The organism is Vreelandella nanhaiensis (assembly GCF_003990185.1).
GTDB lineage: Bacteria > Pseudomonadota > Gammaproteobacteria > Pseudomonadales > Halomonadaceae > Vreelandella > Vreelandella nanhaiensis.
Genome location: NZ_RZHF01000025.1, coordinates 233159 through 258464 on the forward strand (window position 1 = coordinate 233159; position 25306 = coordinate 258464).

Annotated in this window: 23 protein-coding genes; all 23 read right to left on the reverse strand. The window is 54.1% G+C overall.

What is annotated here, in order from left to right:
• Positions 1-12 precede the first annotated feature (12 nt).
• Positions 13-417 (reverse strand): flagellar protein FlhE, encoded by a 405-nt coding sequence (locus ELY38_RS16430; RefSeq protein WP_127063268.1) that lies wholly within the window; start codon positions 415-417, stop codon positions 13-15.
• A 69-nt stretch (positions 418-486) separates the two neighbouring features.
• Complete coding sequence (locus ELY38_RS16435; RefSeq protein WP_127063269.1) at positions 487-1047, reverse strand: hypothetical protein; 561 nt, start codon at positions 1045-1047, stop codon at positions 487-489.
• Complete coding sequence (gene flhF / locus ELY38_RS16440; RefSeq protein ID WP_127063270.1) at positions 1044-3209, reverse strand: flagellar biosynthesis GTPase FlhF; 2166 nt, start codon at positions 3207-3209, stop codon at positions 1044-1046. Before flhF ends, ELY38_RS16435 begins: the two co-directional genes overlap by 4 nt.
• A 51-nt stretch (positions 3210-3260) precedes the next feature.
• Entirely contained in the window at positions 3261-5348 is a 2088-nt protein-coding gene (flhA, locus tag ELY38_RS16445; protein WP_127063271.1) for a flagellar biosynthesis protein FlhA, read from the reverse strand.
• Positions 5345-6514, reverse strand: a complete 1170-nt coding sequence (gene flhB, locus ELY38_RS16450; RefSeq protein WP_127063272.1) for a flagellar biosynthesis protein FlhB — start codon at positions 6512-6514, stop codon at positions 5345-5347. Before flhB ends, flhA begins: the two co-directional genes overlap by 4 nt.
• A gap of 117 nt (positions 6515-6631) precedes the next feature.
• Positions 6632-7327, reverse strand: coding sequence for a protein phosphatase CheZ (cheZ, locus tag ELY38_RS16455; RefSeq protein WP_127063273.1), 696 nt, complete (start codon positions 7325-7327; stop codon positions 6632-6634).
• Between the two features lie 42 nt (positions 7328-7369).
• Positions 7370-7759 (reverse strand): chemotaxis response regulator CheY, encoded by a 390-nt coding sequence (cheY, locus tag ELY38_RS16460; protein ID WP_127063274.1) that lies wholly within the window; start codon positions 7757-7759, stop codon positions 7370-7372.
• 53 nt (positions 7760-7812) lie between these two features.
• Positions 7813-9510: a methyl-accepting chemotaxis protein gene (locus ELY38_RS16465; protein WP_127063275.1), complete on the reverse strand. Its 1698-nt coding sequence runs from the start codon at positions 9508-9510 to the stop codon at positions 7813-7815.
• A gap of 41 nt (positions 9511-9551) precedes the next feature.
• On the reverse strand, positions 9552-10613 hold the full coding sequence (locus ELY38_RS16470) for a protein-glutamate methylesterase/protein-glutamine glutaminase (protein ID WP_127063276.1): 1062 nt from the start codon (positions 10611-10613) through the stop codon (positions 9552-9554).
• Between the two features lie 95 nt (positions 10614-10708).
• Positions 10709-11575 carry a CheR family methyltransferase gene (locus tag ELY38_RS16475; protein WP_127063277.1) on the reverse strand — a complete coding sequence of 289 codons (867 nt, stop codon included), beginning with the start codon at positions 11573-11575 and terminating at the stop codon, positions 10709-10711.
• A complete protein-coding gene (locus ELY38_RS16480) occupies positions 11572-13740 on the reverse strand; it encodes a methyl-accepting chemotaxis protein (protein ID WP_127063278.1) in 2169 nt (722 codons plus the stop codon). Before ELY38_RS16480 ends, ELY38_RS16475 begins: the two co-directional genes overlap by 4 nt.
• Positions 13741-13797: 57 nt before the next feature.
• A complete protein-coding gene (locus ELY38_RS16485) occupies positions 13798-15078 on the reverse strand; it encodes a methyl-accepting chemotaxis protein (protein WP_127063327.1) in 1281 nt (426 codons plus the stop codon).
• A gap of 128 nt (positions 15079-15206) precedes the next feature.
• A complete protein-coding gene (cheW, locus tag ELY38_RS16490) occupies positions 15207-15704 on the reverse strand; it encodes a chemotaxis protein CheW (RefSeq protein WP_127063279.1) in 498 nt (165 codons plus the stop codon).
• Complete coding sequence (gene cheA, locus ELY38_RS16495; protein ID WP_127063280.1) at positions 15701-17764, reverse strand: chemotaxis protein CheA; 2064 nt, start codon at positions 17762-17764, stop codon at positions 15701-15703. Before cheA ends, cheW begins: the two co-directional genes overlap by 4 nt.
• Before the next feature lie 43 nt (positions 17765-17807).
• Positions 17808-18731 carry a flagellar motor protein MotB gene (gene motB, locus ELY38_RS16500; RefSeq protein ID WP_127063281.1) on the reverse strand — a complete coding sequence of 308 codons (924 nt, stop codon included), beginning with the start codon at positions 18729-18731 and terminating at the stop codon, positions 17808-17810.
• The gene (motA, locus tag ELY38_RS16505; RefSeq protein ID WP_127063282.1) at positions 18728-19597 is read right to left on the reverse strand and encodes a flagellar motor stator protein MotA; all 870 of its coding nucleotides are present in this window, start codon (positions 19595-19597) and stop codon (positions 18728-18730) included. The genes motB and motA overlap by 4 nt, the downstream gene beginning before the upstream one ends.
• Before the next feature lie 168 nt (positions 19598-19765).
• A complete protein-coding gene (gene flhC / locus ELY38_RS16510; protein ID WP_127063283.1) occupies positions 19766-20350 on the reverse strand; it encodes a flagellar transcriptional regulator FlhC in 585 nt (194 codons plus the stop codon).
• Entirely contained in the window at positions 20347-20679 is a 333-nt protein-coding gene (gene flhD, locus ELY38_RS16515) for a flagellar transcriptional regulator FlhD (RefSeq protein WP_127063284.1), read from the reverse strand. The genes flhC and flhD overlap by 4 nt, the downstream gene beginning before the upstream one ends.
• A 105-nt stretch (positions 20680-20784) precedes the next feature.
• The gene (locus tag ELY38_RS16520; RefSeq protein ID WP_127063285.1) at positions 20785-21078 is read right to left on the reverse strand and encodes an EscU/YscU/HrcU family type III secretion system export apparatus switch protein; all 294 of its coding nucleotides are present in this window, start codon (positions 21076-21078) and stop codon (positions 20785-20787) included.
• Positions 21062-22303, reverse strand: a complete 1242-nt coding sequence (locus tag ELY38_RS16525) for a flagellar hook-length control protein FliK (protein ID WP_127063286.1) — start codon at positions 22301-22303, stop codon at positions 21062-21064. Before ELY38_RS16525 ends, ELY38_RS16520 begins: the two co-directional genes overlap by 17 nt.
• A complete protein-coding gene (gene fliT / locus ELY38_RS16530; protein ID WP_127063287.1) occupies positions 22300-22692 on the reverse strand; it encodes a flagellar protein FliT in 393 nt (130 codons plus the stop codon). The genes ELY38_RS16525 and fliT overlap by 4 nt, the downstream gene beginning before the upstream one ends.
• A gap of 7 nt (positions 22693-22699) precedes the next feature.
• A complete protein-coding gene (gene fliS / locus ELY38_RS16535) occupies positions 22700-23116 on the reverse strand; it encodes a flagellar export chaperone FliS (protein WP_127063288.1) in 417 nt (138 codons plus the stop codon).
• A gap of 173 nt (positions 23117-23289) precedes the next feature.
• Positions 23290-24978, reverse strand: a complete 1689-nt coding sequence (locus tag ELY38_RS16540) for an HD domain-containing phosphohydrolase (RefSeq protein ID WP_127063289.1) — start codon at positions 24976-24978, stop codon at positions 23290-23292.
• Positions 24979-25306 lie beyond the last annotated feature (328 nt).

Sequence of the window (25306 nt, forward strand, 5' to 3'; positions counted from 1 at the left end):
GCTATACAACCTTCACTGATAGTTCACAATGACTTGGAGCCCCTGTACGCGTACTGGGCGCTGACCGGGCCTTAAGCTAAAACGGAAATGCAGCGGTTCATTCGCGTGCCTGCCTGCCAGTTGGGTCACGGTGCCGCGCATTCCGGACAGCGCAACGCACTGCTCAGGATGACAAAGCCACACGTTGATGGCACTACCTGGCGGTGCATCCAGACGCCAGTGTATCCGGTCAATAACCCCCGCCTGAGACAGCACACCGCTGGGTGGTGCGACTGGCTGGCTGCGGCTGTCACGATCGCTCATAGCCACCATGACGCTCTGCACCTGGGCACTCCAACTGCCTGCAGCGTGTGCAGCACCGATAAGCCCCACGGCGAGCCAGCAGCTGCCTATTATCTTTACATACCAGCTTAACATGCTTGATACATCCTCAAGGCCACGGATCCTATCAAAGTTGCTCTCGCAAGCAGGCTTATGACCGCCACGTTAACGCGCCAGCAACAGCAGGTCTGTCGCCAGATAATAGGCGGCGGCGTCACGCAAATTATTCAATAACCCCTGGCGTGGTAAATGAGGCTCATGCAGTGCCAGCAGACGCTGTGGCCCACCATTTTCACGCGCCTCGCGCAATACACGGTACATTTGCGAAAAAGCCTGTGCATCGCTATTAATCCATAGTGCCCAGCGGGTATGTTGAGCGCTTAACCGGGCAAGGTCAGGAGCGCCCGCATTCACCAAGTGGATATCCCAATCATCGGGGCTACCTGCCCAGCTTCGGCCAATCTCGGACCATTGCTCTAACCGACTTTTTACCCGGCTAACCGCCTGCACGCCGTGCCCCGTTACGCCGATAATAAACAACGGTTTTTGCGGCGCCTGCCGGGTTGGCTCTAGCATTTGGGCGACAGGTGACCACTCAGGCTGACGAGGTGCAGCGCTGACTGGCTCAGCGTCTAGCGGCACGAAAGCGTCATCCGTGGTACGTGCCTGCTTCAGCCGTTGGGCATCGGCCCATTGACGCAGCCCGGCGGCCTGATCCTGACTCATACACCAACCTCCCGGCTGATACTGCCGAGCTGACGAATCGCATCACGGGCCATAAAGGCGTAGATCAGCGCATCCAGCATAGCCGTATCACGGCGCTTGCGGCGCGTGCCCAAAAGATTTAGCAGATCCGTGCGCAAGACAAGTGCTGCCTCGTCATCGGCAATATCCAGGTGGCCTACGACAGCAGCAACTCCACTGGCCATGAGTAGGCGCACCTCGGCGCTAAGATCGCCACTATCGGCCTCCTTGAGCTGCTGCCAGGCACGTTTGGTTAACGCCGCAAGCCCTTCGCCCTGCAACTGTGTCACCAGTAGCGGCAGTATCTCAGCCCCCTGTTGGGCAGGTGCAAGCCAGTAGCGCCGAGTGATTATCTTGGCGTTTTCAGGATCACGGACTTCACCGTACCAGGCGATCAGCTTATTGCCGGCTTCGCTATGCACTTCGGCATAAGCAGTCCATAGCTGCATGGCCTGACCGCGAAAACGCACGTTAACGTAATGGCTAAGCATGCTTTCGTTAAACAGCCAGCGTAGCGTGGAGCGCTCGCCGTGGAAGGATACCCGCTGCGTTGGTGCCACCAGGCTGACCCAGGTCAACTGCTGATCCGTTAGCCATTGCAGGGTGTCCTCTGCAGGCAGCACGGGAAGTAGATGCGTACTGGCCCCGGCCTTTTCATACTGCGCTTCCAGGCGGGCCTGCCAACCCGCGGGCTGACGATGCTGTAGGCAGGGCAGCGCCAGCCAAGTGCCCTGCCCGTCAATGCCCATGTCCGGCATGGCCCAATCACAGCCGCGCTCATTGCGCCGTGCTGCCCAGACAATACTCTTGGCAGGTAAAGGCTTGGCCAACAGCTCACTCAGCTGAGCATCCTGCAATCCGCCAGGTAACGCGCCGATATCCCATGCCGCTTCAAGGGCTGCAAAACCGGTAACCCGCTGGCGCAGCCGTGTGAGCAGCGATGATAGCCGCCGCCCCTGGCCCAGCACGTCTCGTGACCAGCGCGGCATGCTGATCGGCGCGGCCATCGTTGCGTGGCCGGTTATCGGCGCCTGGGTTTCCAGTGCTTGACTGACCAGCATTTCAGGCATTGCCACGCTCATATCTTCCGGCACCTGCTGGCCATGAGAGCTGAACAGCACACGCATGCCATGGCGGATGACGATATCCAGTACAGGGGCCAGACGGCCTGCTTCGTCCTGTTTGGTAATGATGCAGTCGTCAAGCTCAGCGCCTGCGGCGCGCGCGGCCTGACGATAGCGAAGCACCACTTCTTCGAGGGTTTCCGGCTGGCTGGCAGCGTTAAGCAATAGCACTAAGCGTACGGAGGAATGCCCTCCCTGAAGATGTGCAATTTGCTCAATCACACGCTGGTCACGCTGGCTCATGCCTACTGTATCAATCATGACCCACTGCTTGCCCTGCAGCCGGTTCAGCAAATCATCCACTGGCTGCTCAGCATCAAGCGCATACATGGGCGTATCCAGCAGCCGGGCGTAAATTCTTAACTGCTCATGAGCGCCGATACGAAAGCTATCGGTGGTGACCAGCGCCACAGGGCGCGTGCCGTGGCGCATGACAAAGCGGGCTGCCAACTTGGCAGTGGTAGTGGTCTTGCCCACGCCGGTCGGGCCAACAAGTGCCACAATACCGGTTTGATCGAAAAAGCTGGCTTCGTCATGCAGTACAGTGAGCCGCTCGGTGAGCTGTTGGCGCAGCCAGGCCAGCGGCAGATCGCTTTTTGCATCAAGCGCCTTGAGCGATTCGGGCAGCCCGGCGAGCACTTCATCGCCAAGCTCAGCGCTGAAACCAACGCGGCCCAGCAGCTCCCGCAGCTGCTCATAAATGCCGGCTGCTGGCGAGGCAGGTCTGGCGGGATGCGCGTTCTGCTGACTGGACAGCAAGGCGCGCATATCCTGCATTTCCCGCAGTAGCCGCTCGCTCATGGCCTGCAGCGAATCAGGCTCCCTGGCCGGCTCAGGTAAAGGAGCGACGGGCGCTGGCGTGGTGTCAACAGACGCGAGCGCCTCATCGGCCATGGCCAGAATTTCAACGCCTTCGTCAATGCGTCGATTGGCAAGAATCAAGGCGTCATCACCCAGGGTTTCGCGTACCTGACGCATGACATCGCGACTGTTTGCTCCAATAAAACGCCTAACGCTCATGGCTTACCTTTTGTCTGTCAACATTGCCAATGCGTTTATGTACAGCGATCATTATCGCCCTCCCACCGACGTTATTACGCGCAGAGTGCGGTCATCCGGGATTTCTGCTTGCGACATCACCACCATATGCCGCAACCGGCGGCGTAAAAAGCGCGACAGCACGCCCCTCAGGGAATGTTGAACCACCAGTACTGGTGCTTCACCGCTACCCTCATGCTGCTCCAACGCCTGCTGCGCTTGGGCCATCAGAGTATCCGCCAAACCAGGCTCCATTGCCCCGTTGCCGTTCATGGCCTGCATCAGTACCTGCTCAAGCTGAGCATCAAGCCCCATAACATTGAGCGTCTCCTGACCGGCAAACCACTGCTGGGTAATGGCGCGGCCCAATCCTATACGCACCAGGGCCGTAAGCTCATTGGGATCTTTCTGCTGGCCAGCATATTCCGCCAGGGTATCCAGAATAGTGCGCATATCGCGGATGGAGACATCCTCTTCCAGCAGGTTTTGCAGGATACGCTGGAGAATAGTTAAAGAAATCGCCTTAGGCACCACTTCTTCTACCAGTGATTTTTGATCCTCTCCCAGCTTGTCGAGCAGCTTCTGAACCTCCTGGCGACCCAGCATTTCGGGTGAGTGACGATGTAACAGATGGTTGAGATGGGTAGCAATCACGGTACTGGCATCAACCACGGTGTAACCATACACTTGGGCGTGCTCACGCTGATTGGTATCGATCCAGACGGCCGGCAGGCCAAAGGCAGGATCCTGAGTGACGGTACCCTGCAGCTCGCCAGATACCTGGCCTGGATCAATGGCAAGCCACTTGCCCGGGAGCGCTTCGGCGCGCCCGATTTCAGCACCTTTCATAGAGAGTACGTAGGTGTTGGGCGGCAGCTCCAGGTTATCGCGGATATGCACAACAGGTGGTAGAAAACCGACTTCCTGGGCAAATTTTTTGCGCACGCTTTTAATCCGCCCCAGCAGCTCGCCCTTCTGGCGCGAATCCACCAGCGGAATCAAACGGTGGCCAACTTCCAGCCCCAGCGTATCCACCAGTTGAACGTCTTCCCAGCTGGCCTCGGGGGTTTCCTGAGTTACCGGTGGGGCGGCAGACATCTCCTCCTGTACTTGAGTCTTCTGCTTGTGACGAATCAAGAACCAGGCTAACCCACCCAGCAGCGCAGTAAAGATTAAAAAGACCAGGTTAGGCATACCCGGCACCATGCCTAACAGCCCCATGACCATGGCGGCCAAAATCAGCACCTGCGGGTTAACGAACAATTGGCTGAGCATCTGCTGACCAATATCCTCACCCTTGTCGGTGCTCACCCGAGATACCGTGACACCCGCTGCGGTCGAGATTACCAGAGCCGGAATTTGCGCTACCAGGCCATCGCCTATAGCCAGCAACATGTAGGTTTGGCCAGCAGCGCCAAAGCTCATATCGTGCTGCAGCATGCCAATCATCAACCCGCCGATGATATTGACCACCATAATCACCAAACCGGCAATGGCATCACCGCGCACAAACTTACTTGCACCATCCATCGAACCAAAGAAATCGGCCTCCTGAGCGACTTCTGCGCGGCGCTTTTTGGCGTCTTCTTCGCCGATTAAGCCAGCGTTCAGATCGGCATCGATGGCCATCTGCTTACCGGGCATTGCATCCAGAGTAAAGCGCGCACCGACCTCGGCAATACGCCCAGCACCTTTGGTGATAACCATAAAGTTGATGATGACCAGAATCAGGAAGACCACCAGACCCACAGCGAAATTACCGCCCACCAAGAACGCCCCGAACGCCTCGATAACTTTGCCGGCGGAAGCACCGCCTTGGTGGCCCTCCATTAACACCACACGGGTAGAGGCGACGTTAAGCGATAGGCGCAGCAGGGTAGTGAATAGCAACACTGCGGGGAAGGCCGCAAAGTCCAGCGGCTTCTGCGTAAACATGCTGACCATTAACACCATGATGGCCAGGGCAATGTTAAAGGTGAAGAGTAAGTCGAGCGCAAAAGGGGGCAAGGGCACAATCATCATGCCCAGAATCATCAGGATGAGCAGCGGCCCGACCAGTAGTTTCATGCGCACATCGCTCATCCAGTCGCGCTGACTTATTAACTGACTCAAACCTTTCATGGTTGTTGCGCCTCATTACCACCGGCGCCATGCCCGGGGCTTTCCATTTCCGGGGGTACCGGCAGATTGTCGGGAGTTGGGGGCACCTCGCCTCCTTGTTGTGCAACGTGCTTTAAGCGGTAAGCCCAGGCCATCACCTCAGCCACGGCGGTATAAAGCTCAGCGGGCACCTCAGCCTCGAGATCCACATGATGATACAGCGCCCGCGCCAGCGGCGCGGCTTCCAGACGGGGTATGCCAGCCTCGCTGCCCAGCTCACGTATTCTGGCCGCGACTGCATCGGCCCCTTTGGCGATCAGCCGCGGCGCGCCCATGCTGCCTTCCTGATACATCAAGGCTACGGCGTAATGGGTGGGGTTGGTAATAATAACGTCGGCCTGGGGAACCTTGCTCATCATTCTGCCCCGCGCCATTGCCTGCTGCTGCTGGCGAATTCGTCCTTTTACATGAGGGTCGCCCTCTGACTCCTTATGCTCGCGCTTCACCTCTTCCTTGCTCATGCGGAGTTTTTTTGCGTTGCTCCATAGCTGAAAGGGAACATCCATCAAAATCACTACAATCAGCGAGAACACCATCAGGCCGGCGGCCTGGGCGGCCATGTTAAGCGCACTGGCCAAGGCCTGCTGAATGGGCTGATCCATCAATGACAAAAACTTGCCGACATTGAAGTACAAAAATGCCGACGCCACGCTGCCTATCAGGACCGATTTGGCAATCGCCTTGGCAAGCTCAATCAGCGCCTGGGTTGAAAAAATACGCTTAACCCCCGCAACAGGGTTCAGCTTGGAAAGCTTGGGCTGCATGGATTTGGCTGACACAATCCAGCCGCCCAGCAATGCAGGTGAAACCAGGGCAACCACCGTAAGCAGTAAAAACAGCGGTGTCATGGCAAAAAGCGTACGCTGCCCCAGGTCCAGCGCATTGGTCAGCATGGGTATTTCTTCCATGGCCTGGCGGCGTTCGAACAAGAACGCCTGCTCCATGACCATGCCTAGCTGGTCATAGAGCATCATGCCCATGCTCCACAACCCAATGACGCCACCCAGCAGGAGTAAAAACGTGGTGAGTTCGCGAGAACGCGGCACTTGGCCTTCCTCGCGGGCTTTGTCTCTACGCCTGGGTGTGGCCTCTTCGGTCTTTTCCTGGTCGCTATCGTTATCTGCCATGCTGCCACCCGGCCCGCCTGACGCGGCGCACTATAAATTCAGCCGCCCCAAGGGACGGCTGAACAAAGCACTTATTTTGCCAGAGGCAGGTGATGACAAAGTCTTAATAACGCCGCATTAAAAGCCTAATTCATCCAATAAGTCGTCTACCTGGTCCTGGCCTGTGACGATATCGGGCGCGTTATCCTTGATTTGCGGACCGTTCAAGAGATCTTCATTACGCCGGGCATTGTCGTTTTTCCACTGATCTTCTGCCTTGCGCTGCATGGTTTCCCGTACTTGAGCGCCCGGGACGTTGTCGATCAGCACTTGGACAAGCTGATGTTCGATCTCGCGGATCACATCCATCATCTTTTTAATCACCTGGCCGGTCAGGTCCTGAAAGTCCTGGGCCATCATGATGTCTAAAAGCTCTTTGTTGGTCGCGGCGGTGATGGTCGGCACGTCGCTCAGATAAGCGCGCGTATCCTTAACCAGCACCTTGGCGTCTTCTAAATCCTTGGGGGCTTCAAACCAGTCAGCCCACTGTTTATCAAGCCCTTCAGCACGCTCGGCCAGCTGATCCTGAAGCGGCTGTGCCCGATCAATGGCATTCAATGCCCGATCTGCCGCCTGCTCGGTCATGGTGGCCACATAATGCAGCCGATCCCGTGCATCGGGAATGGCTTCCGCCGCTTTTTCGATCTCTTTGTCCAAACCCAGCTCGCGCATATTGTCACGCAGCATCCGGGTAAGCTTACCGATGCGATGAATTAGATCTTCAGCGGCTTCTTCGGACATTTGGGCAGAGTCGGTCTGCTCATTCTGACTCATTACGGTGTCTCCTCGCTGACCAGGCCCTTAGGCCCAGCCGCTTTATTTACCCATTTTCTCGAAGATTTTATTCAGCTTCTCTTCCAGGGTAGCGGCAGTAAACGGCTTAACCACATAGCCGTTTGCGCCCGCCTGGGCGGCCGCAATAATGTTCTCTTTCTTGGCTTCGGCGGTTACCATCAGCACGGGCAAATGCTTCAAGCCGTCGTCCTGGCGAATTTCCTTGAGCATTTCCAGGCCGTCCAGATTGGGCATGTTCCAGTCTGAAACGACAAACTCAAAACTACCCGCCCGCAGCTTGTTCAGTGCGTCCTGGCCATCTTCCGCCTCGTCGACATTGGTAAAACCCAACTCTTTCAGCAGACTACGTACAATTCGGCGCATGGTAGGAAAATCATCGACTACCAGGAAACTCATATTCTTATCGGCCATTGGTCATCCTCTATTTAATGCACGTCACCAAGTGACGGGTTACTCAGTCAGGGTTAAAAGGCTTCCCACTCTTCGTGGTCGCTGTGGCTTGGCGCTGAACGTGTTGCCGGGGCCGCCGGTACGGTTTTCTTCACCGTTTTAGGCAGTGACGCGGGCGCTTTCGTGAGCAAGGAAGCGTGTTGAGAGCCTTGCGTGCCCAGCAGTTTGAACACGGCGACTGCCTCTTCCAAGCGATTGGCCTGCTCTTCCAGCGAAGAAGCCGCAGCCGATGCTTCCTGTACCAGAGCGGCGTTTTGCTGCGTTACCTGGTCCATCTGGCCAATAGCGTGGCTCACCTGCTCGATACCATCGCTCTGTTCCTGGGAAGCTGCTGAAATCTCATCCATGATGTCGGTCACCCGGCGCACGGCTGTGACTACGTCCGCCATGGTGGTTCCCGCCTGCTCGACCAGTGTTGAGCCTTGCTTGATCTGGTTGACCGAGGCATCAATCAACGTTCTGATCTCTTTGGCAGCATCGGCACTACGACTGGCCAGGTTACGCACTTCACCGGCGACCACGGCAAACCCACGCCCCTGCTCACCGGCACGCGCGGCCTCTACAGAAGCGTTCAAAGCAAGAATATTGGTTTGAAATGCAATGGAGTCGATCACGCTAGTGATATCGGCCACTTTTTGCGAGCTGGTGGAGATGCCGTGCATCGTTTGGACCACTTGATCCACCACCTGACCACCGTGTTCAGCCGTGGTTGAGGCGTCCGCCGCCAGCGTGCTGGCCTGACGGGCATTATCGGCATTCTGTTTTACCGTGGCGGTCATCTCTTCCATGCTGGCAGCGGTTTCTTCAATGGAGGCTGCCTGCTGTTCGGTCCGCGATGAAAGGTCCGCATTACCACTGGCAATTTCCCGGGTGCCATAATGGATCTCCGAGCTGCCTTCGCGTACCCGCGTTACCATGGCAGTCAGGTTCTGCTGCATGACGGCCATTGCAGTAAACAAGCGGCCAACTTCATTATTGCTCGCTTCCGGCAGGGGCTGGGTCAGATCGGCCTCGGCAATTTTATTCAAGCGCTTGACTGCGTCACTGAGCGGCGCAGTGACCGTTTTGCGCAGACCAATATAAATCAGCAGCGTAACAAGCAGGGCGATGCCCACCACAGTGGCGCTGATCAGCGCAAAAACTTGCCCCTGCTCCTGGGCGTCTAGACGGATGGTATCTGCGCGCGAAAACGCATAGCTGCTGAAAGCAGTGGTGCTTTCAGCAAGGCGGGCCAGAGGATCGACCAGGGCATCGCGCAAATCGTTATAGGTATTGATATCCATCTGCGCAAAACTTTCGTGCTGCTGTTTGACCAGCACGACCACCTCACGGAAATTTTCAATCAGCTCAGCACCCAAGGCCTCACCTTGAGGCTCACGTGGCGTTGAAGCAAAATTTTCAAAACGCACTTCGGCCCGTCTAATACGGTCTTCAGCGATCGCTAACTGTTCATTGGCCTCACGCATCTGGCCGACCATCATATAATTCGATGCGATTTCCATGGACAGCATAGCTTGGTTAAGCAATGAATCTCCGCGATTAATCTGGCTGAGCTGGTCTCCACTAATGCGGCTATAGATAGCGAGATTCTCTTGTGCATTGCGGTCCGATACAAAGCCAATGCCTGCTGTCACCACTATAAGCGTCGCAAAGCAGGCCAGTGCTGCTATGACAGTTGCATGAATACTCAGGTTGCGCAGTAAACGTGTCATTAGATCATTCCCTTAGCCAAGCATTGTTATAATGAAAAGGTTTATACCCGCTGAGCTCGCCCAGAGGCTGCCACCATGGCCATTAGACGTGCGGGGATATCATCGAGCGCGACAACTTCCACTGCTCCGCCTACCGCAATCGCCTCACGCGGCATGCCGAAAACCACACAGGTAGCCTCGTTTTGCGCGATGGTCGGTGCACCTGCCTTGCGCATTTCCAAAAGCCCGGCAGCACCATCCTTGCCCATGCCGGTCAAGATCACACCGATAGCGTTACGCCCGGCGTGTTCAGCGGCGGAACGAAACAACACATCAACTGACGGACGGTGCCGGTTAACCGGCGGACCGCTGTCCAGGCGAGCTACATAGTTTGCCCCACTGCGCACCAGCTTGAGATGCTGATCACCGGGGGCAATATAGGCATGACCGGGCAATACGCGTTCGCCGTCGGTCGCTTCCTTTACCGTCATGCGACACAGCCGATCCAGGCGCTCAGCAAAGGAGCGGGTAAAACCGCCCGGCATATGCTGAGTGATCAAAATAGCCGGCGCGTTGGCAGGTAAAGGTTCAAGCACAGCACGGATCGCCTCGGTACCGCCGGTGGACGCACCGATAATAATCAGCTTTTCGCTGGAAACCAGCGGAGCTTTTAACTGGGCAGGAGGCGGCGTATTTTTGTGCCGTGCCTGACGCGGGCGAGAGCGTGCGGCCGCCCGCAACTTTTCAGCAATTTCGTTGGCGTACTCCATCATTCCATGACGAATACCCAGGCTTGGCTTGGCGACAAAGTCGAGTGCTCCCAGTTCAAGCGCACGCAGAGTAATTTCCGAGCCGCTCTGGGTTAGCGATGACACCATTAGCACCGGCATGGGGCGTAAGCGCATCAAGCGCTCAAGAAAATCCAGGCCGTCCATGCGCGGCATTTCAACATCGAGCGTCAGCACATCAGGGTTGTGTTGTTTAATCAGATCCCGGGCAACAAGAGGATCAGGCGCGACAGCAACCACTTCCATGTCGGGCTGCGAATTAATAATTTCGGTCAGCAAGTCACGAATAAGTGCCGAATCATCGACACACAACACTTTGATTTTGGCAGCGCTCAAAGCACGCCTCCTCTTGCAATTGACGCTTGATGTGCAGTTCCATGTGCTCGGGCTACCCCGCCTTGAGCGTATGAACGGCACGACAATGGTTTGGATCAGGCCCGGGTATATACCGTCTGCCCACGCAGCTTGAATGCATCACTGATGTACGAAAAGTTTTCTGAGTGTCCTGCAAACAGCAAACCATCAGGTTTCATTAGCGGCGCAAATCGTTTAAGAATCTTTGCCTGCGTCTCTTTGTCGAAATAGATCATGATATTGCGACAAAAAATAGCATCGAACGGCCCTTTGACGGGCCACTGCGGCGCAAGCAGATTAAGCGGCATAAATTCAACCAATTCAGATACCTCAGGGCGCACTCGGGCAAGCCCCTGGTGCTGACCGGTGCCTTTCTGGAAAAAGCGTTTTACACGCGCTTCATCGAGTTTGCGCACTTGCTCTTGAGGGTAAATTCCCGCTCGTGCGCGGCTTAACGCATCCGTATCGATATCGGTGGCAATGATCTTGGCCTGCGCGGCTTTGGGACCCAGCGTTTCCAGAAGCGTCATGGCCAGCGAGTAAGGTTCTTCGCCAGTTGAGGCTGCCGAACACCAAATGGTTACCGGACCTTGCTTATGGCGAATATGCTCTGCCAAAAGCGGAAAGTGGTGTGCCTCCCGAAAAAATGCAGTCAAATTAGTGGTCAGTGCATTGGTGAATGCCTCCCACTCTTTTGCCTCAGGCTGACGCTCTAGGCGTACAAGGTAATCGGTAAAACGCGTCATGTTGTGGTGCCTCAACCGCTTGGCTAGCCGGCTATACACCATTTCACGTTTATGCTCTGCCAATACGATTCCTGCACGCTGATAAATCAGCTCCCTGATGCGTGCAAAATCAGCATCGGTTAATACCAGATCCCGTTCAATCTGGTTACCAGACGTCCATTGGCCGGCGTCGACACCCCGTTCGCGTTGCTCAGTCAAAATGCTTCCCATTCCTCTACAGGTGCCGCTTGGCGTCTTTCAGATGGCACGGGTGTTAAGGTGCGCTCTGTAGAACCAGTGAGCCTGGGTGCTGGCTTAGCAATTGATGTCGTTGCTGAAGCCAGGGAGCGCCCAGAGCGTTGGTGATTAAGTCTAAATGCCTCGACCGATAGCGCGAGCATGCTTGCCTGCTGCTCTAAAGCGACGGCCGCGCGTGCGGTTTCCTGAACCCGAACGGCATTTTGCTGGGTTGCCTGATCCATTTCAGCCACCGCCTGATTAACCTCAGCAATACCGCTGCTTTGCTCTTCAGAAGCGGCAGAAATTTCGTACATGATATGCGTAACGCTGCGCGCTGCTTCGGCTACATCACTAATGGCAGCTTCCGCTTTTTCAACTAGCCCGGCGCCCACGGCGACTTCCTGGTTTGACCCATCAATCAGCCCACGGATTTCCTGGGCGGCACCAGCACTACGGCCTGCCAGATTTCGCACTTCTTCTGCCACGACCGCAAACCCGCGACCATACTCACCCGCGCGTGCAGCTTCGACTGAGGCATTCAACGCCAGAATATTGGTTTGAAACGCAATGGAATCGATAACGTTGATAATATCGGCCATTTTTTGCGAACTTTGTGTTATGCGCTGCATGTTTTCGACTAGCTGCGTCATTAATTCGCCCGTTTGCGAAACCCGTATAGCATTATTATCGGCAAGCTGGCGCGCTTCTTGAGCGTTCTCGCTATTCTGACGCACCGTTGCGGTCATTTCTTCCATGCTAGCGGCGGTTTGCTGCAGTGAAGCAGCCTGCTGCTCGGTACGCGAGGAGAGCTCTTCATTGCCGCTGGCGATATTCTGAGCGGCGGGGGTAACAATATTGATGCCATCTTTTACATCACCAATGATACTGCTCAGGCTTTTACGCATGGCATTGAGCGCATCAATGAGCTGGCCTACTTCATCATGGCGACGCTTGGGAGTTACTGCCGCCAAGTTGCCTCCGGCAATTTGTAGCGTAAACCGCGAAGCGCTTTTCAAGGGCCGAACAATGGACCGCAGGGTAAACAGGCCAATTAAAACCAGCAACAATAAGCCAATAGCCAGTACTACTGCCTGGAAGGCAATAATAGTGTTCTGCGCCTGCTGAGCGTCGGCGGTCATTATTTCGGCAGCCTGCTGTTTTTGAGCAATCAGTTGATTCACACTTTCCGATAACGCCCGCCCTTCATCTGACATGACGCTGATCACGGCATCTAGGCCGACAAAGGCCTGATAGGTCTCTTCGGCTTGCAAAATGCTGGCTGCCTGGCTCATCCCATCATTTAAAAATGTCTGTAGCTGGTCATTAAACGCATCGGCCAGCGGAGTGGCATTCACCGAGCGTGAGTAAAAGGCTTGCCATACACTTGCGACCTCTTCGGCGCGCTGTTCAATCGTTTGGCCTATATCAAAGCGCTGATTGATCAGCTCCATCCGTTCAGGCTCAATGATTCCCTGACGCGTAATGGCAATCGTCTGATCGATCTGCTGCAGTCTGATAACATCGCGCAGACCATCGCGATTGATCTGCTCCAAGCGCTCGCTTGATGCCTGCAACCCGTAAAGCCCTAAACCGCCACTCACCAGTAGCAAGGCACCTGCGACTATCATCATGCCGATTAGCTTGGCGCGCACGGTAGTAAGCTGAATATTTTTCAGTCGCTGACCTATGCCTCGCTGACGAAGACGCCCTTTATCCAGATAGAGGCGTTTATTGCGGCCCTCACGTATTTCAGCATAGGCCTGTTCGGCGCGTTTGATGGCTTCACGCGACGCTTGAACGCGTACCGAGGCGTAGCCCACCACTTCGTCATTTTCAATAATCGGCGTTACGCTGGCATCGACCCAGTAGTGGTCACCGTTTTTGCAGCGGTTTTTTACCAGCCCACGCCACGTATCGCCAGCCAGTAAGGTTTGCCATAAATTTTCAAAGGCCGCTGACGGCATATCGGGGTGGCGAATCAGGTTATGAGGAGCCCCTATCAATTCATCGTGCGCGAAGCCGCTTATTTCAATAAAAGCGGGATTCGTATAGGTAATGCGGCCTTTCAAATCCGTGCGAGAGACTAAAAAATCGTCTTCTTTTAACTCAACTTCGCGCTGAGAAATAGGCTGGTTATTGCGCATTTTTATGCCTTATTGTTTATAAGTTACGAGTGGTGTCATTTAGCCAACAAAGACGATTTAAAAGGCTTCCCAGGCATCACTATCGACCGCATTTGCGGTAGCAATAACGGGCGAAGGTCGGGAGGGTAAAGCAGGCCTTAATAGCGTGCTGGATGGAGCGGGCGAGGCAGTCGCACCAGAAGAGGCCAGCTGAAAGCGTTCAACGGCGCTTCTCAATCGGGCGGCTTCGCTTTCAAGCTCATTGGCGCTATGCGCGGCATGCTGAACAAGCTGAGCATTTTGCTGAACCACCTGGTCCATTTGCGCCACCGCTTGATTGACTTGGCCAATGCCGTTGCTCTGCTCCTCTGACGCTGCGGCAATTTCATCCATGATATCGCTGACACGCTGAACAGCATCGACCAGCGCCTGCATGGTTTCACCCGCTTGATTAACGCGCTGGGTACCGGTACCCACTCGGCTAAGCGAAGTATCAATAAGCGTGCGGATCTCTTTGGCGGCGTTGGCGCTTCGGCTAGCCAGACTGCGCACTTCTTGCGCCACCACGGCAAAGCCTTTGCCATGCTCGCCTGCCCGAGCGGCTTCGACAGATGCATTGAGTGCCAGGATATTGGTCTGGAACGCGATGTTATCGATTATGGTAATGATGTCGGCTACTTGATGGGAGCTGGCGCTAATATCCTGCATCGTCTCAACGATAGCGCCGACTTCTTCCCCGCTGCGGCGTGCGGTCATCGTAGCGTTTTGAGCCAACTGACTGGCTTGGCGTGCGTTATCGGCGTTATGGCCAACCGTTGAGGCAAGCTGTTCCATACTGGAGGCGGTCTCTTCAAGCGAAGAGGCCTGCTGTTCGGTACGCGAGGAGAGATCATTGTTGCCGCTAGCAATTTGCTGGGAGCGCTCAAAAATTGAGGCGCCACTGCCACGCACTACGCCGACCGTTTCTGATAACGATGCCTGCATGTGCGCCATGGCAATGTACAGGCGGCCGATTTCATTATTTCCCGGTGCGGTAATCCGCTGGCTTAAATCCCCCTGCGCCATCAGTTCAAAATAACCTACCAGACGATCCAACGGCCTTAGAACATTGCGAGTAACACCCCAGATGACCACTATTACGGTGGAGGCCGTAATCAACACAATGGCGATCAGAGCCCAGCGAATACGTGCAGAGAACTCGGTAAAAACGGCCTGCTGTGCCTGTCCGTCACTAGCCGCCTGCATGATGGTTGCCCCATGCTGCAAAGCATAAAAACCGATGCCACATGCTACGATCACCAGCAATGAGAAAGAGACAAGTACAAGTCCCCAACTGAGTCGCACGGTCATATTGCCCATTATCTGCCGCATTAGCTGTGTCACCCTTGTGTCTCCTAACACAACATCTACTCGCAGGCGTTTTCCCTAACGCATGGGTAAGTCTTTTTTGCTTAGACAGACACGTTCCCTGTGTCTTTTATGGAGAATTAACGGTTGCTGGTGCTATCTACCAAGGCCATTTCTTCGCTGGTCAGGAGCTTATCGATATCCACCAGTACCAGCATGCGATCATCCAGACTACCTAGCCCGCTCAGGAAATCGGAAGACAGGGTGACGCCAAATTCAGGAGCAGGTTTGATCTGATCCGGGACAAGCGTCATGACATCAGAAACGCCATCAACTACGATGCCCACCACACGATCAGCAACATTCACTACGATAACGACGGTTTGGCCGCCATATTCAACGTTTTCAAGGTGAAATTTGATACGCAGGTCAACAATAGGCACAATCACGCCACGCAGGTTGGTGACCCCCTTGATAAAATCAGGTGCGTTGGCAATGCGTGTGACATTTTCGTATCCACGAATTTCCTGAACCTTCAGGATATCGATAGCGTACTCTTCCTCGCCTAACGAAAAGACCAGAAATTCGCGATTTTCAGCTTCAGCGGCCAGTACCGCCTCATTGTTTACCTGACTCATGACGGCTCAGCCTCCTTATAAAAAGAGTAATGTTGATTATTAACGATTTTGCCCGCTTCTTTCTTGACCCTGCTCAAGCGGTGCAATCCTGTGATATCCAGAATTAATGACACGCTGCCATCACCGAGAATGGTGGCTGCGGAGATGCCTGGCACTTTGCGATAGTTATCTTCAAGATTTTTAACAACGACTTGCTGCTGGCCAATCAATTCATCAACCAGCATGGCATAACGGCGCCCTTCGCCCTGAACGATGACGGCGATACTTCGCGTAGGGTCGGTAATCGCATTTTCTACGTCCAGCACTTCATGAATTGCGATCACTGGCAGGTACTCGTCGCGTACTTTTAAGACAACATCATCTCCTGCCATGGCATACATGTCGTTTTTGGTCGGCTGCAAGGACTCAAGCACGGTAGACAATGGCAGAATAAAGGTTTCCCCACCGACCTTGATCGACATGCCATCCAGTATCGCAAGCGTCAGCGGCAGCACGATCCTGGTATTGGTGCCCTCGCCTTTTTTGGATTGGATTTCGACGCGGCCGCCCATTCCTTGAATATTACGCTTGACCACATCCATGCCCACGCCTCTCCCGGAGACATCGGTCACGGCTTCGGCGGTCGAAAAGCCTGGCGCAAAAATCAGCTGATAGACTTCTTCATCAGTCATGGTGTCAGAGACACTAAGACCATTTTCCCGCGCTTTGGCTAACAGGCGTTCCCGATCCATGCCGGCGCCATCGTCACGCACTTCAATCAGAATATTGCCGCCCTGATGACGGGCAGACAGGGTGAGTTTGCCGGTTCGCGGCTTGCCCAGTGCCTCACGCTTGTCCGGCATTTCGATACCGTGATCAAGGCTATTACGCACCAGGTGGGTCAAAGGATCGGTAATTCGCTCCACTAGGCTCTTATCAAGCTCAGTGGACTTGCCCTCGGTTACGAGCTCGATTTCCTTACCCAGCTTGCCTGCTGTATCACGTACCACACGGGGAAAACGGCTAAATACGAACTCCATAGGAATCATGCGGATGGACATGACCGCTTCTTGGAGATCCCGGGCATTACGCTGCAAAAGGCTCATGCCGTTTTGCAGCGAGCTATTACCTACCGACTGATCTTCAAGATCGCTTACCGTCTGATCCAGCATCGACTGGGTGATTATAAGCTCACCCACCAAGTTAATGATCTGGTCAACCTTATCTACCGACACGCGAATGGACGAGGATTCGGCAGCGGCCTTCTTGGGTTTGGCAGCGGCTTCCTTACGGGCACTCTCAGCGGGCGGTTGGGGCTTCTCAGCAGGTTCAGCAGAGACCGGAGCTGTTGGCACGGCCGCGACAGCCGGGACAGCACTCGCCGGGGCAGCTGGCTGGGCGCGATCCGCTACCTTAATCTCGATCTGCTCTGGCTCGATAATAAAGCACATGACGGCTTCAATATCATCGGCGCTGCTATCACCGGCTAAAATGACTTCATAGCGCTTGTCATCACCGGACTGCGCTTGAATCTCACCCAGCTGTTCAAGCTCTTCCACCAATAACGTGCGGTCCTTTTCACTTACGTTAAGCAGGGCCACCACCAGCTGGTGTTCGCTACCAGAAGGGACTGGCGGTTCTTCCGCCTTGAAAAGGGGGGCAGGCGGTGCGGCCGGGGCCTCCAGCGTTTGGCCAATCTCTTCCAACGCTATTTGCTGTAAGGTTTGGCAAATCCGTTCATACGCCTCTTGGTCGGGCGCTTCCTCGTTGCGATAGGCATCGAGTTGCTCATGCATGATGTCTTTAGCCTCTAGAAAGGTATCAACGAGGTCGGCACGCAAGGTAAGTTCCCCCTTACGTGCGTGATCCAGCAGGTTTTCGAAAATATGCGTGGTTTTCTGCAGCACGTTAAAACCGAAGGTTCCTGCGCCTCCCTTGATTGAGTGCGCAGCGCGGAAAATAGCGTTTAGCTGCTCGCCATCCGGATTATCGATGTCGAGCTCCAGCAAGTGCTGCTCCATATCAGCGAGCAGCTCTTCAGCCTCTTCAAAAAAAGTCTCAAAAAAGTCCGCTATATCCATGCCCCACTCCACTCTAACGTCATATTTTTGTCACCGGTCAGACTCATTCCGAAGCATCGTCCGGTGAAGTATTTTGTGGCACGTCTTCTACCAACTCGTTAGCAGAAGTAGGCGTTGGAACATCGGTTCCCATGGTGCCAGGGTTACGAATCGCCTCTGCGATTTCGGGCAGCAGAACGATTAGCTCAATACGTCGATTAACCGGATCTGTCGGCCCGGTGTCAGGTAACGGCACACGATCAGCAAAGCCTGATACACGCAGCAATTGATCGGGGTCCAAGCCACCGGCAACCAACTCCCGCCGTGATGCGTTGGCGCGATCATTGGATAACTCCCAGTTGCTATAGCCGCGATAACCGCCCGCATAAGGCACACTGTCGGTATATCCACCAATACTCAGGTCATTGGGTAACTCATTTAATAAGGGGGCCATCGTGCGCAATAAATTTCGCATATACGGCGCGACTCTATTACTACCCAGCTCAAACATGGGCCGCTGCTCTGTATCCAGCAGTTGAATACGCAGACCTTCACGCGTCAGATCAAAGCGCATTTGGCTACGCAGCTGACGCAGCTCTGGGTCCTGCTCAATTGCCCGCTCGATGCGTTCCTGAAGATCAGAAAAAAAGCGCCGTTCCTGCATGCTGGGCCGAGTGTGCTGCATGACATCAATCCGTGCCCGCTCTCCATCGCTATGAGTGGGGTCCGGGCCGCCGCCAGGAATGACGCTGGTACTGCCGGATTGGTCGCCCCCGGTAATCGCCGTAACCAGTGGGGTGCTGAAATACTCGGCCACGCCGCGCCGTGTTTCCTCACTGGAAACACTTAAAATCCACATGACGAGAAAGAGTGCCATCAGGGCGGTCATAAAGTCCGCAAGGGCAATTTTCCAGGCGCCTCCGTGATGTGCATGCACCACTTTTTTACGCCGAATAATAATCGGGCGCTTATCGCTTCCCTTGCTCATGCACCACCGGCCTTTTTGGCATCTTTCACATAATCTTCAAGTTCGGTAAAGGTGGGGCGCTCAGCGGTATATAACGCTTTACGGCCAAACTCAACGGCAAGCTGTGGTGCGTAGCCATGCAAACTCGCCAATAATGTTATCCGGATGCATTGCATCATTTTCTCTGCTTCCTGGGCTTGCCGGCCTGCGAAACTGGCGATAGGGCTAATAAAGCCGTAACCCAACAAAATACCCAGGAAGGTCCCAACCAGCGCGTGAGCAATCATTTCGCCCATCTGATCGGGACTCGCATCAGCATAGGTCAGCGCCTTAATTACCCCCATGACTGCCGCCACAATGCCGAAGGCGGGCATGGCGTCGCCAACTTTTGCAATAGCATCGATTGGAACATGGGCTTCTTGTTCAAATACTTCGATTTCGTGCAACATCAGCTCATCAATTTCCATAGGCTCCATGCCACCGCTCACCATCAGGCGTAGATAGTCCGTCAAGAAAGTCATGACATGGGGATCAGCTAATACAGTGGGATGCTCTTGAAAAAGAGGGCTTTCTTGAGGATTATCGATATCTCGCTCTATACCCAACATTCCTTCACGGCGAATTTTCGATAATAGCTTGTACTGCATCGCCATCACTTCCATGTAAAACGCTTTGTTATATTTTTTTGCTCCCTTGAGCCTGGGCAGCAGCTTAAATGTGGCTTTTATGGCTTTGATGTTGTTAGCAGCAATAAATGCACCAACACCAGCCCCGCCAATAATGAGCAGCTCAAGTGGTTGGTATAGAGGGCCTAAGCTGCCACCTGCCAGCACATAGCCACCAAATACACATAACAAAACGACTACATAGCCTAGAAGTATCAGCACAAGCAGAGTCCTTGCGGTGTTTCAATATTAAGTAGGGGAACTAAAATTTAGCCATCTGTTCAGATGGTCATGTGTAGTTCCAGTTCAAGCACAAATTAGCTTCATCATACTAACGATGATGCGCATTTTAATTAAAAAGTACCGCCGTCTTTTACCGCTATCTATGCGTTAAAGGCTTGCTCCGCTAATACTTTGTTGAGCATCGTTAGTGTTATCCTTTTCCTCCTGAGCAAGCTGTGATTTGCGCGTCTTTCCTGCTCGAGAAGGCGGCTGACAAATACCGCAAACGTAGCCACGCGCGGGGCTATGCGCGTGCGCAACAAAGTGCCCTTCACAGCGTGTACATTTATTCATTTGAAGCAGGTCGCTTTCAAAAAAGCGCACTAGCGTCCAGGCACGCGTCAAGCCAAGCACTGGCTCTGCACCCTCCAACATCATCTGCTCGTCATAAAGTCGATAGGCTTTTACAAAGGCTTCAATCCGCTCACAGCATGTATCCTTACGTAAACTGGCGTAGACATTGTAAAAAAGCGAGGAGTGGACATTGGGTAGCCAAGTAATGAACCAATCTGCCGAAAAAGGCAGCATGCCCTTCGGCGGTGACACTCCACAGACTTCTTTATAGAGTTTAATCAGGCGCGTACGGCTTAACTCGGTTTCCGTTTCCAGCACCTGAAGACGTGCACCTAGCTCAATCAGCTCTATTGCCAGCTGTACTTGGTGCATTTCATCGACCAAGCTTTTCTGGCTCACTCCTCATCTCCTAACGGTAATGATTCGAATGTATCGCACGCTAACAGCAATGATGCATGCAGGCCGGCTAGTCCCTGGTCCCGCGGATTCTGCGTTAACTGCCGCAGCCGTTGAGCACTGGTCTGACTGAACCGACATATCAGTTGATTGGTGCGTGCCAACTTCGTTAGCTGGCGTGCACTAAGCGTTGACAACAAATCAGCCATATCGCCATCTATTTTCAAACGAAACAATGCTGCTTCCCGGTCTTCACTTAACAGGCGCTGCGCGAGAAGCAAATAAGCTAAATTTATTTCTTGAATTTCATCGAGAAAATTAGTGTGACTCATAGTGTTCCATCTAATGCCGCAGGCGCAGTTTTGTAACCATTATACGGGCGCCCTGATGAATTTTTCCGTACTCAACATCATGGTTGCACACTATATCTGCATTAGCTACATGGCTGGGCTTCGGTATTCCAACCCGTCTCCCGATAACTCAAATACCCATACCAGTAGCTCAGCCACCACCTGATAAAGTTGGGGTGGTATTTCAGTGTCTAAATCTAATTGCATCAAAAGCGCTACGATTTCAGGCGCATCATGCACATAAATTCCCTGACGTTGAGCCTCGGCCATAATACGTTCAGCAAGCTCCCCGTAGCCTTTTGCCACCACGCGCGGTGCACGTTCTTTTTCCTGATAGGCAAGTGCCACGGCTTGGCGGCGGCGCTCATCCGGCAAGGTCATTGTCATGCTCCTGCGGTATATGCCGAGCACGCACTTGGACCTTTTCCAAATCCAGAGCATTCAAACGCTGCTCTAACGCGGGTATGCCTCTTTCAAGATATTGGTGGGTGGTGCTATCGGCCGCTGTTAAGTCGACACTTAACACCGCTCGATAAAACCACAAAGAGACGCTAAATGCTCCCACACTAGGCACTTCCAGGCGCATTTCAGAGCGCCACCCATCATCTGAATTATTGCTTTCCCGTTGATCCCCTTGGGTTTTATCTTGAGTCGGCAACTGAATTACCAATGCCATAAAAATTCCAGCCCACACGTCGCCTTCCCAACGGATGGCAGGCATTACCAGCATATCCAGCTGTTGACGCACCAGGCCCTGCAAACTCTCATGAATAATCTCGCGCTGGCCACGTGTTTTCAGACTCTCGACTTCTTCCACAAAAGCGGCGGCTTCGCGAGACGCCAGATTGGCAGCAGCGTCTGAACCTGGCGCAACGGCATTCATCTGAGCTGGCACGGCACCAGCCGTATTAGGCATACCAGCGGAGGTTGTGGCGGCACCACTGGGCATATATAGCAACGTACTGCCAGGCAGTATCATCCTGCTTGAAAGTGGCTCCGCACCTGCGCCTGCCCCAGCCAATGGCATTCCAGGTGGCGATGGCATGCTGGGCTGTAAAAGCAGCGCGCCCGGCAGTATTACAGGCCGTGGCCCAGGCTGCATTTGCGGCTCACGTAGCAGCTGCTGGCGCGACATATCACCTTGAAACCATCGTTTTAAATGCGCCTCATAAAACAGCCCACTATCGCGCACGCTCGCTTCCAGGCGCTCCGCGACCACCCCTGCTGCTGGCGGCTCTTGTGCGGTTAGCAATGGCGCTGCAGGGCGTATAACGGGCACAGGCGCAGGAAAGCGCAATAAAACATCTGCAATAGTACGCGCTGCAGGACTAAAATGGGTTTGCGTTGACCCAGGCGGCGCCCCCGGTGTGTCCCCCCTCGCCGGCAAGCGCTCACCAACAGGCAGCTCAGGCAGGCGCCTTAGATCATTTAGCGTTCCTGGCGCAGCGCGGCCATCCAGGCTTGAATCCCCCGGCAGGGCACGCGGCCCCTCACCAGGCGGAATAGCCTTGACCGGCTCACTTAACGCACGCTGGAGCGACACCTCACCCTGCCGACCCAGCACTTGGTGCATCAGCGTATCGATCAGCGGTGTAATTCCACTCACGCATCTACCCCATCATCGTTATGCATCTGAACGCCCTGCTGAGGCGCATAAGCACGATGCAAATCACGCTGGCGCAGGGAGACACCAATCAGCTTGCCCAATTCATCGCGCCTAGTAACCAGTCGGCGCCGGATTTCCACATCATATCCTAAAATATCTTCAAGCAACTTTGCCTTACGCTGCCTGCCCGATTCGTCTAGTATCACTCCGCCATCAAGTTCATGCAGCCTTTCTACCAGCATGACGTAGTGTGTGCGCTGTTCAATCAGCTCTTCCCACTGCTCGGTGCTGGCCAGTTCGTGCATTTGAGATACGTGAACCAGCAACCCCTCATACGCGTCTAAAAGCGCGTCCTGTGTGGCGTTGTGGGCATTTACGGAAGCTGCCATGGTCGCCTCATGCGCTTTGCTGCTGGCCGATTTCACGCCATGCGGAGGCGATATTTTCGAGCAACTGCTCTGCTTGATTTAAACTCTCTTCATCATTACGAAGATTAGCGGTAAGTAATAAACGTGCAATATAGTCATACAGCGATGCCAATCGTTCAGCGATATCGCCCCCCTTCTCCTGATCAAGTGCGGCCGCAAGTCCGTTATTGATAATATCCAGCGCCTTGGAAACTGCCTTGCCCTTCTCGCCTGTATTGCCATCCTGCATGTGAATACGCGCGGCACGAATAGCCGTCTGCGCTCCCTCAAACAACATTACAATAAGCTTATGCGGATCAGCTGACATAACGCCGCTTTCTACGCCAACGCGTGCATAAGCATTAGCACCGCGTCCGTAGGCAGCATTGCCGCGAGAGTATGTCATTAGCTAAAGCTCCTTATGTATGGCGGCAGTTGACTAGACACCAATCAGCGCCACATGCTTTTCATCATTAGATACGAGCACATCATGCCCAGCTATAAACTATATCGGCATTCTTGGGGCATACTTTAACGCTTAACCTTACTTTTGCTTTGGCCAATGACCTAGCTCTTACCTTAAGCTGAAACGGCTATTTCCTGCGCTGGTATTCCAAGCCTTTCCCGCACGTCACCATTTACCAGATTTCCAAGCGTATCGCCCATTGGAGGCTCGGCTTGGCGAGTCGGCCATACTTCGATGGGCACGCCCGCTTCATCCAAGCGCGTCACCCACGCCAGCTGCCCACTGGTAAAGCGCACCAGAGAGCCAACCGGCAGCCCTTTGAAGTGTTCGATATAGCGCTTTACCCAACGCAAATCGAACTGATGGGGGTGGCTTAAAAGATGCCGATAGATCTGCTGGGTAGTTTTAGCCGGGCGATCAGGGCGGTCGCGTCGCATGGCTTCGACCACATCAACCACGGCACAGGCCTTAGCAAGCTCATTGATATCTTCACCACTCAAGCCGCCTGGATAGCCACTGCCATCCAGGCGCTCGTTAATCCCGCCAATGACCGCCTGGACAATGTTTACCGACAGCCATTGGCAATGCTGGAGACGATCGACCAATAGGGTCACATGTTCGCTCATGGCTTGGCGGTGAGTCGCCTCAAAGTTCGGCGCTCTAAAAATGACCTGAGGCACCAGCGCCTTGCCCAAATCGTGGATCAAACCGCTGGCCACAATAGCTTTACGTATTTCGCGAGGCATATTAGCGCCCACCAGGTCCAGCAAATGCACCGCAACGGCTATGCCGTGACGCACCAGCATCGGCTCAAGCGACATGCAGCGAGAGGCAAACAATAATGCTTCACGATCTTCTTCATGAAGTGCCAACACACGGTCAGCGTTGCGTGACAATCGCTGAGCATCGATATCGCTTCCTTGCTGCAAAAGCAGCAACTGGGCATCTAGGTAGGCAGCCACTTTCACAAGCCGACGTGCCATAGGCGTTGCATAATGCTTTATATCTCGCCGCCCAACACGCTCCAGGTTGGCGCGCTTACTGGACTGTTCAAATAGCGGTGAGGGCTGCCGCTCATCCGCACTCTCCTGATTGTAGCGGGCCGCCTCACGCTCTATTTCACATACGAAGTACCACACTTGACGTTCTTGTTCGGCAGTCAATCCTGAAAACTCAAACCCGACGCGCAGCAAGTGCCTTTCGGGATCAATTTTTTGATGGCGAACAACGCCGTGACCCTCGAAATAGGAGCCGTCGGGAAATCTTAGTACCAGCTTGAAAGGACCATCCGTCTCCGCCAATACACCGCTGGCGGCAAGGGGCAGCTCCAGCTGGCAGCCTGTCTGGGAAATATCGCGCAACTCGCCTACGGCTGTATTACCCAGCACACCGAATAAGGTCGCAGATACGGCCATCCCCATGCGCAGTTCGGCTCGAAAGGACTCGCGGCGCTGCAAAACATCAACGGTCGCCGGGTAGTCGCTGCAACATAAAAAACGCCCTCCTGAGCGGCGCGCTTCAGTCAGCGAAAGAAGAGGGGTACGAACAACTTTATTTTGAGCCTGCGCATACAGATAAAATGCTTCGCCGTTTTGAAGACGACCAAGCAAATAGTCGACCGATGACAGATCCAGCACAAGTGCTTCACCCGGATGCTGTTCCATCAAGACGATCGGCTCAGCCCTTGCATCAGGCGAGTCCATGCGCAGCGACACGCCACCGCTTTCAATCATGGCATCTAGTAGCGACTCAATTGCCGCCGAGTTGGCAATCGTCTCATATTCATCTTGCTGCGCCAGCATGTCCGCCTCGTTTTAGCGACCGCGTTAATCGAAAACTACCGTTCGAAATCTACTGCAAAGTGGCAGAGCATATTAGGTGCTTTTTACATTAGACTCCGATATTGCCCCTGCCAGGCGATACTTATCTATCGTTTAAAAAAGCCGAGTAACTCCACACCAATGCTCATACATACGGCCTGGTAATACGTCACCGTGGTCCTGACACATAAAGTTTACGGTGTATCAGCCGATGACATTGATGAAGCTCAATAACAGATACCGATATTCAGCTTCATTAAATTCAAGCTTTATCAATGGGTAATTAATATTTAGCGCTTAACCTCACTAA

Bases quoted from the DNA above. Each gene is read 5' to 3' on its own strand.
- fliT (WP_127063287.1), bottom strand. From the start codon at position 22,692: ATGGCAGCTTCCGTAAATGCCCACAACGCCACACAGGACGCGCTTTTA.
- ELY38_RS16435 (WP_127063269.1), bottom strand. From the start codon at position 1,047: ATGAGTCAGGATCAGGCCGCCGGGCTGCGTCAATGGGCCGATGCCCAA.
- cheY (WP_127063274.1), bottom strand. From the start codon at position 7,759: ATGGCCGATAAGAATATGAGTTTCCTGGTAGTCGATGATTTTCCTACC.
- fliS (WP_127063288.1), bottom strand. From the start codon at position 23,116: ATGACATACTCTCGCGGCAATGCTGCCTACGGACGCGGTGCTAATGCT.
- ELY38_RS16485 (WP_127063327.1), bottom strand. From the start codon at position 15,078: ATGGGCAATATGACCGTGCGACTCAGTTGGGGACTTGTACTTGTCTCT.
- ELY38_RS16520 (WP_127063285.1), bottom strand. From the start codon at position 21,078: ATGACCTTGCCGGATGAGCGCCGCCGCCAAGCCGTGGCACTTGCCTAT.
- flhF (WP_127063270.1), bottom strand. From the start codon at position 3,209: ATGAGCGTTAGGCGTTTTATTGGAGCAAACAGTCGCGATGTCATGCGT.
- ELY38_RS16540 (WP_127063289.1), bottom strand. From the start codon at position 24,978: ATGCTGGCGCAGCAAGATGAATATGAGACGATTGCCAACTCGGCGGCA.
- flhA (WP_127063271.1), bottom strand. From the start codon at position 5,348: ATGAAAGGTTTGAGTCAGTTAATAAGTCAGCGCGACTGGATGAGCGAT.
- motB (WP_127063281.1), bottom strand. From the start codon at position 18,731: ATGAGCAAGGGAAGCGATAAGCGCCCGATTATTATTCGGCGTAAAAAA.
- cheZ (WP_127063273.1), bottom strand. From the start codon at position 7,327: ATGAGTCAGAATGAGCAGACCGACTCTGCCCAAATGTCCGAAGAAGCC.
- flhB (WP_127063272.1), bottom strand. From the start codon at position 6,514: ATGGCAGATAACGATAGCGACCAGGAAAAGACCGAAGAGGCCACACCC.
- cheW (WP_127063279.1), bottom strand. From the start codon at position 15,704: ATGAGTCAGGTAAACAATGAGGCGGTACTGGCCGCTGAAGCTGAAAAT.
- flhD (WP_127063284.1), bottom strand. From the start codon at position 20,679: ATGAGTCACACTAATTTTCTCGATGAAATTCAAGAAATAAATTTAGCT.
- ELY38_RS16480 (WP_127063278.1), bottom strand. From the start codon at position 13,740: ATGCGCAATAACCAGCCTATTTCTCAGCGCGAAGTTGAGTTAAAAGAA.
- cheA (WP_127063280.1), bottom strand. From the start codon at position 17,764: ATGGATATAGCGGACTTTTTTGAGACTTTTTTTGAAGAGGCTGAAGAG.
- ELY38_RS16430 (WP_127063268.1), bottom strand. From the start codon at position 417: ATGTTAAGCTGGTATGTAAAGATAATAGGCAGCTGCTGGCTCGCCGTG.
- ELY38_RS16465 (WP_127063275.1), bottom strand. From the start codon at position 9,510: ATGACACGTTTACTGCGCAACCTGAGTATTCATGCAACTGTCATAGCA.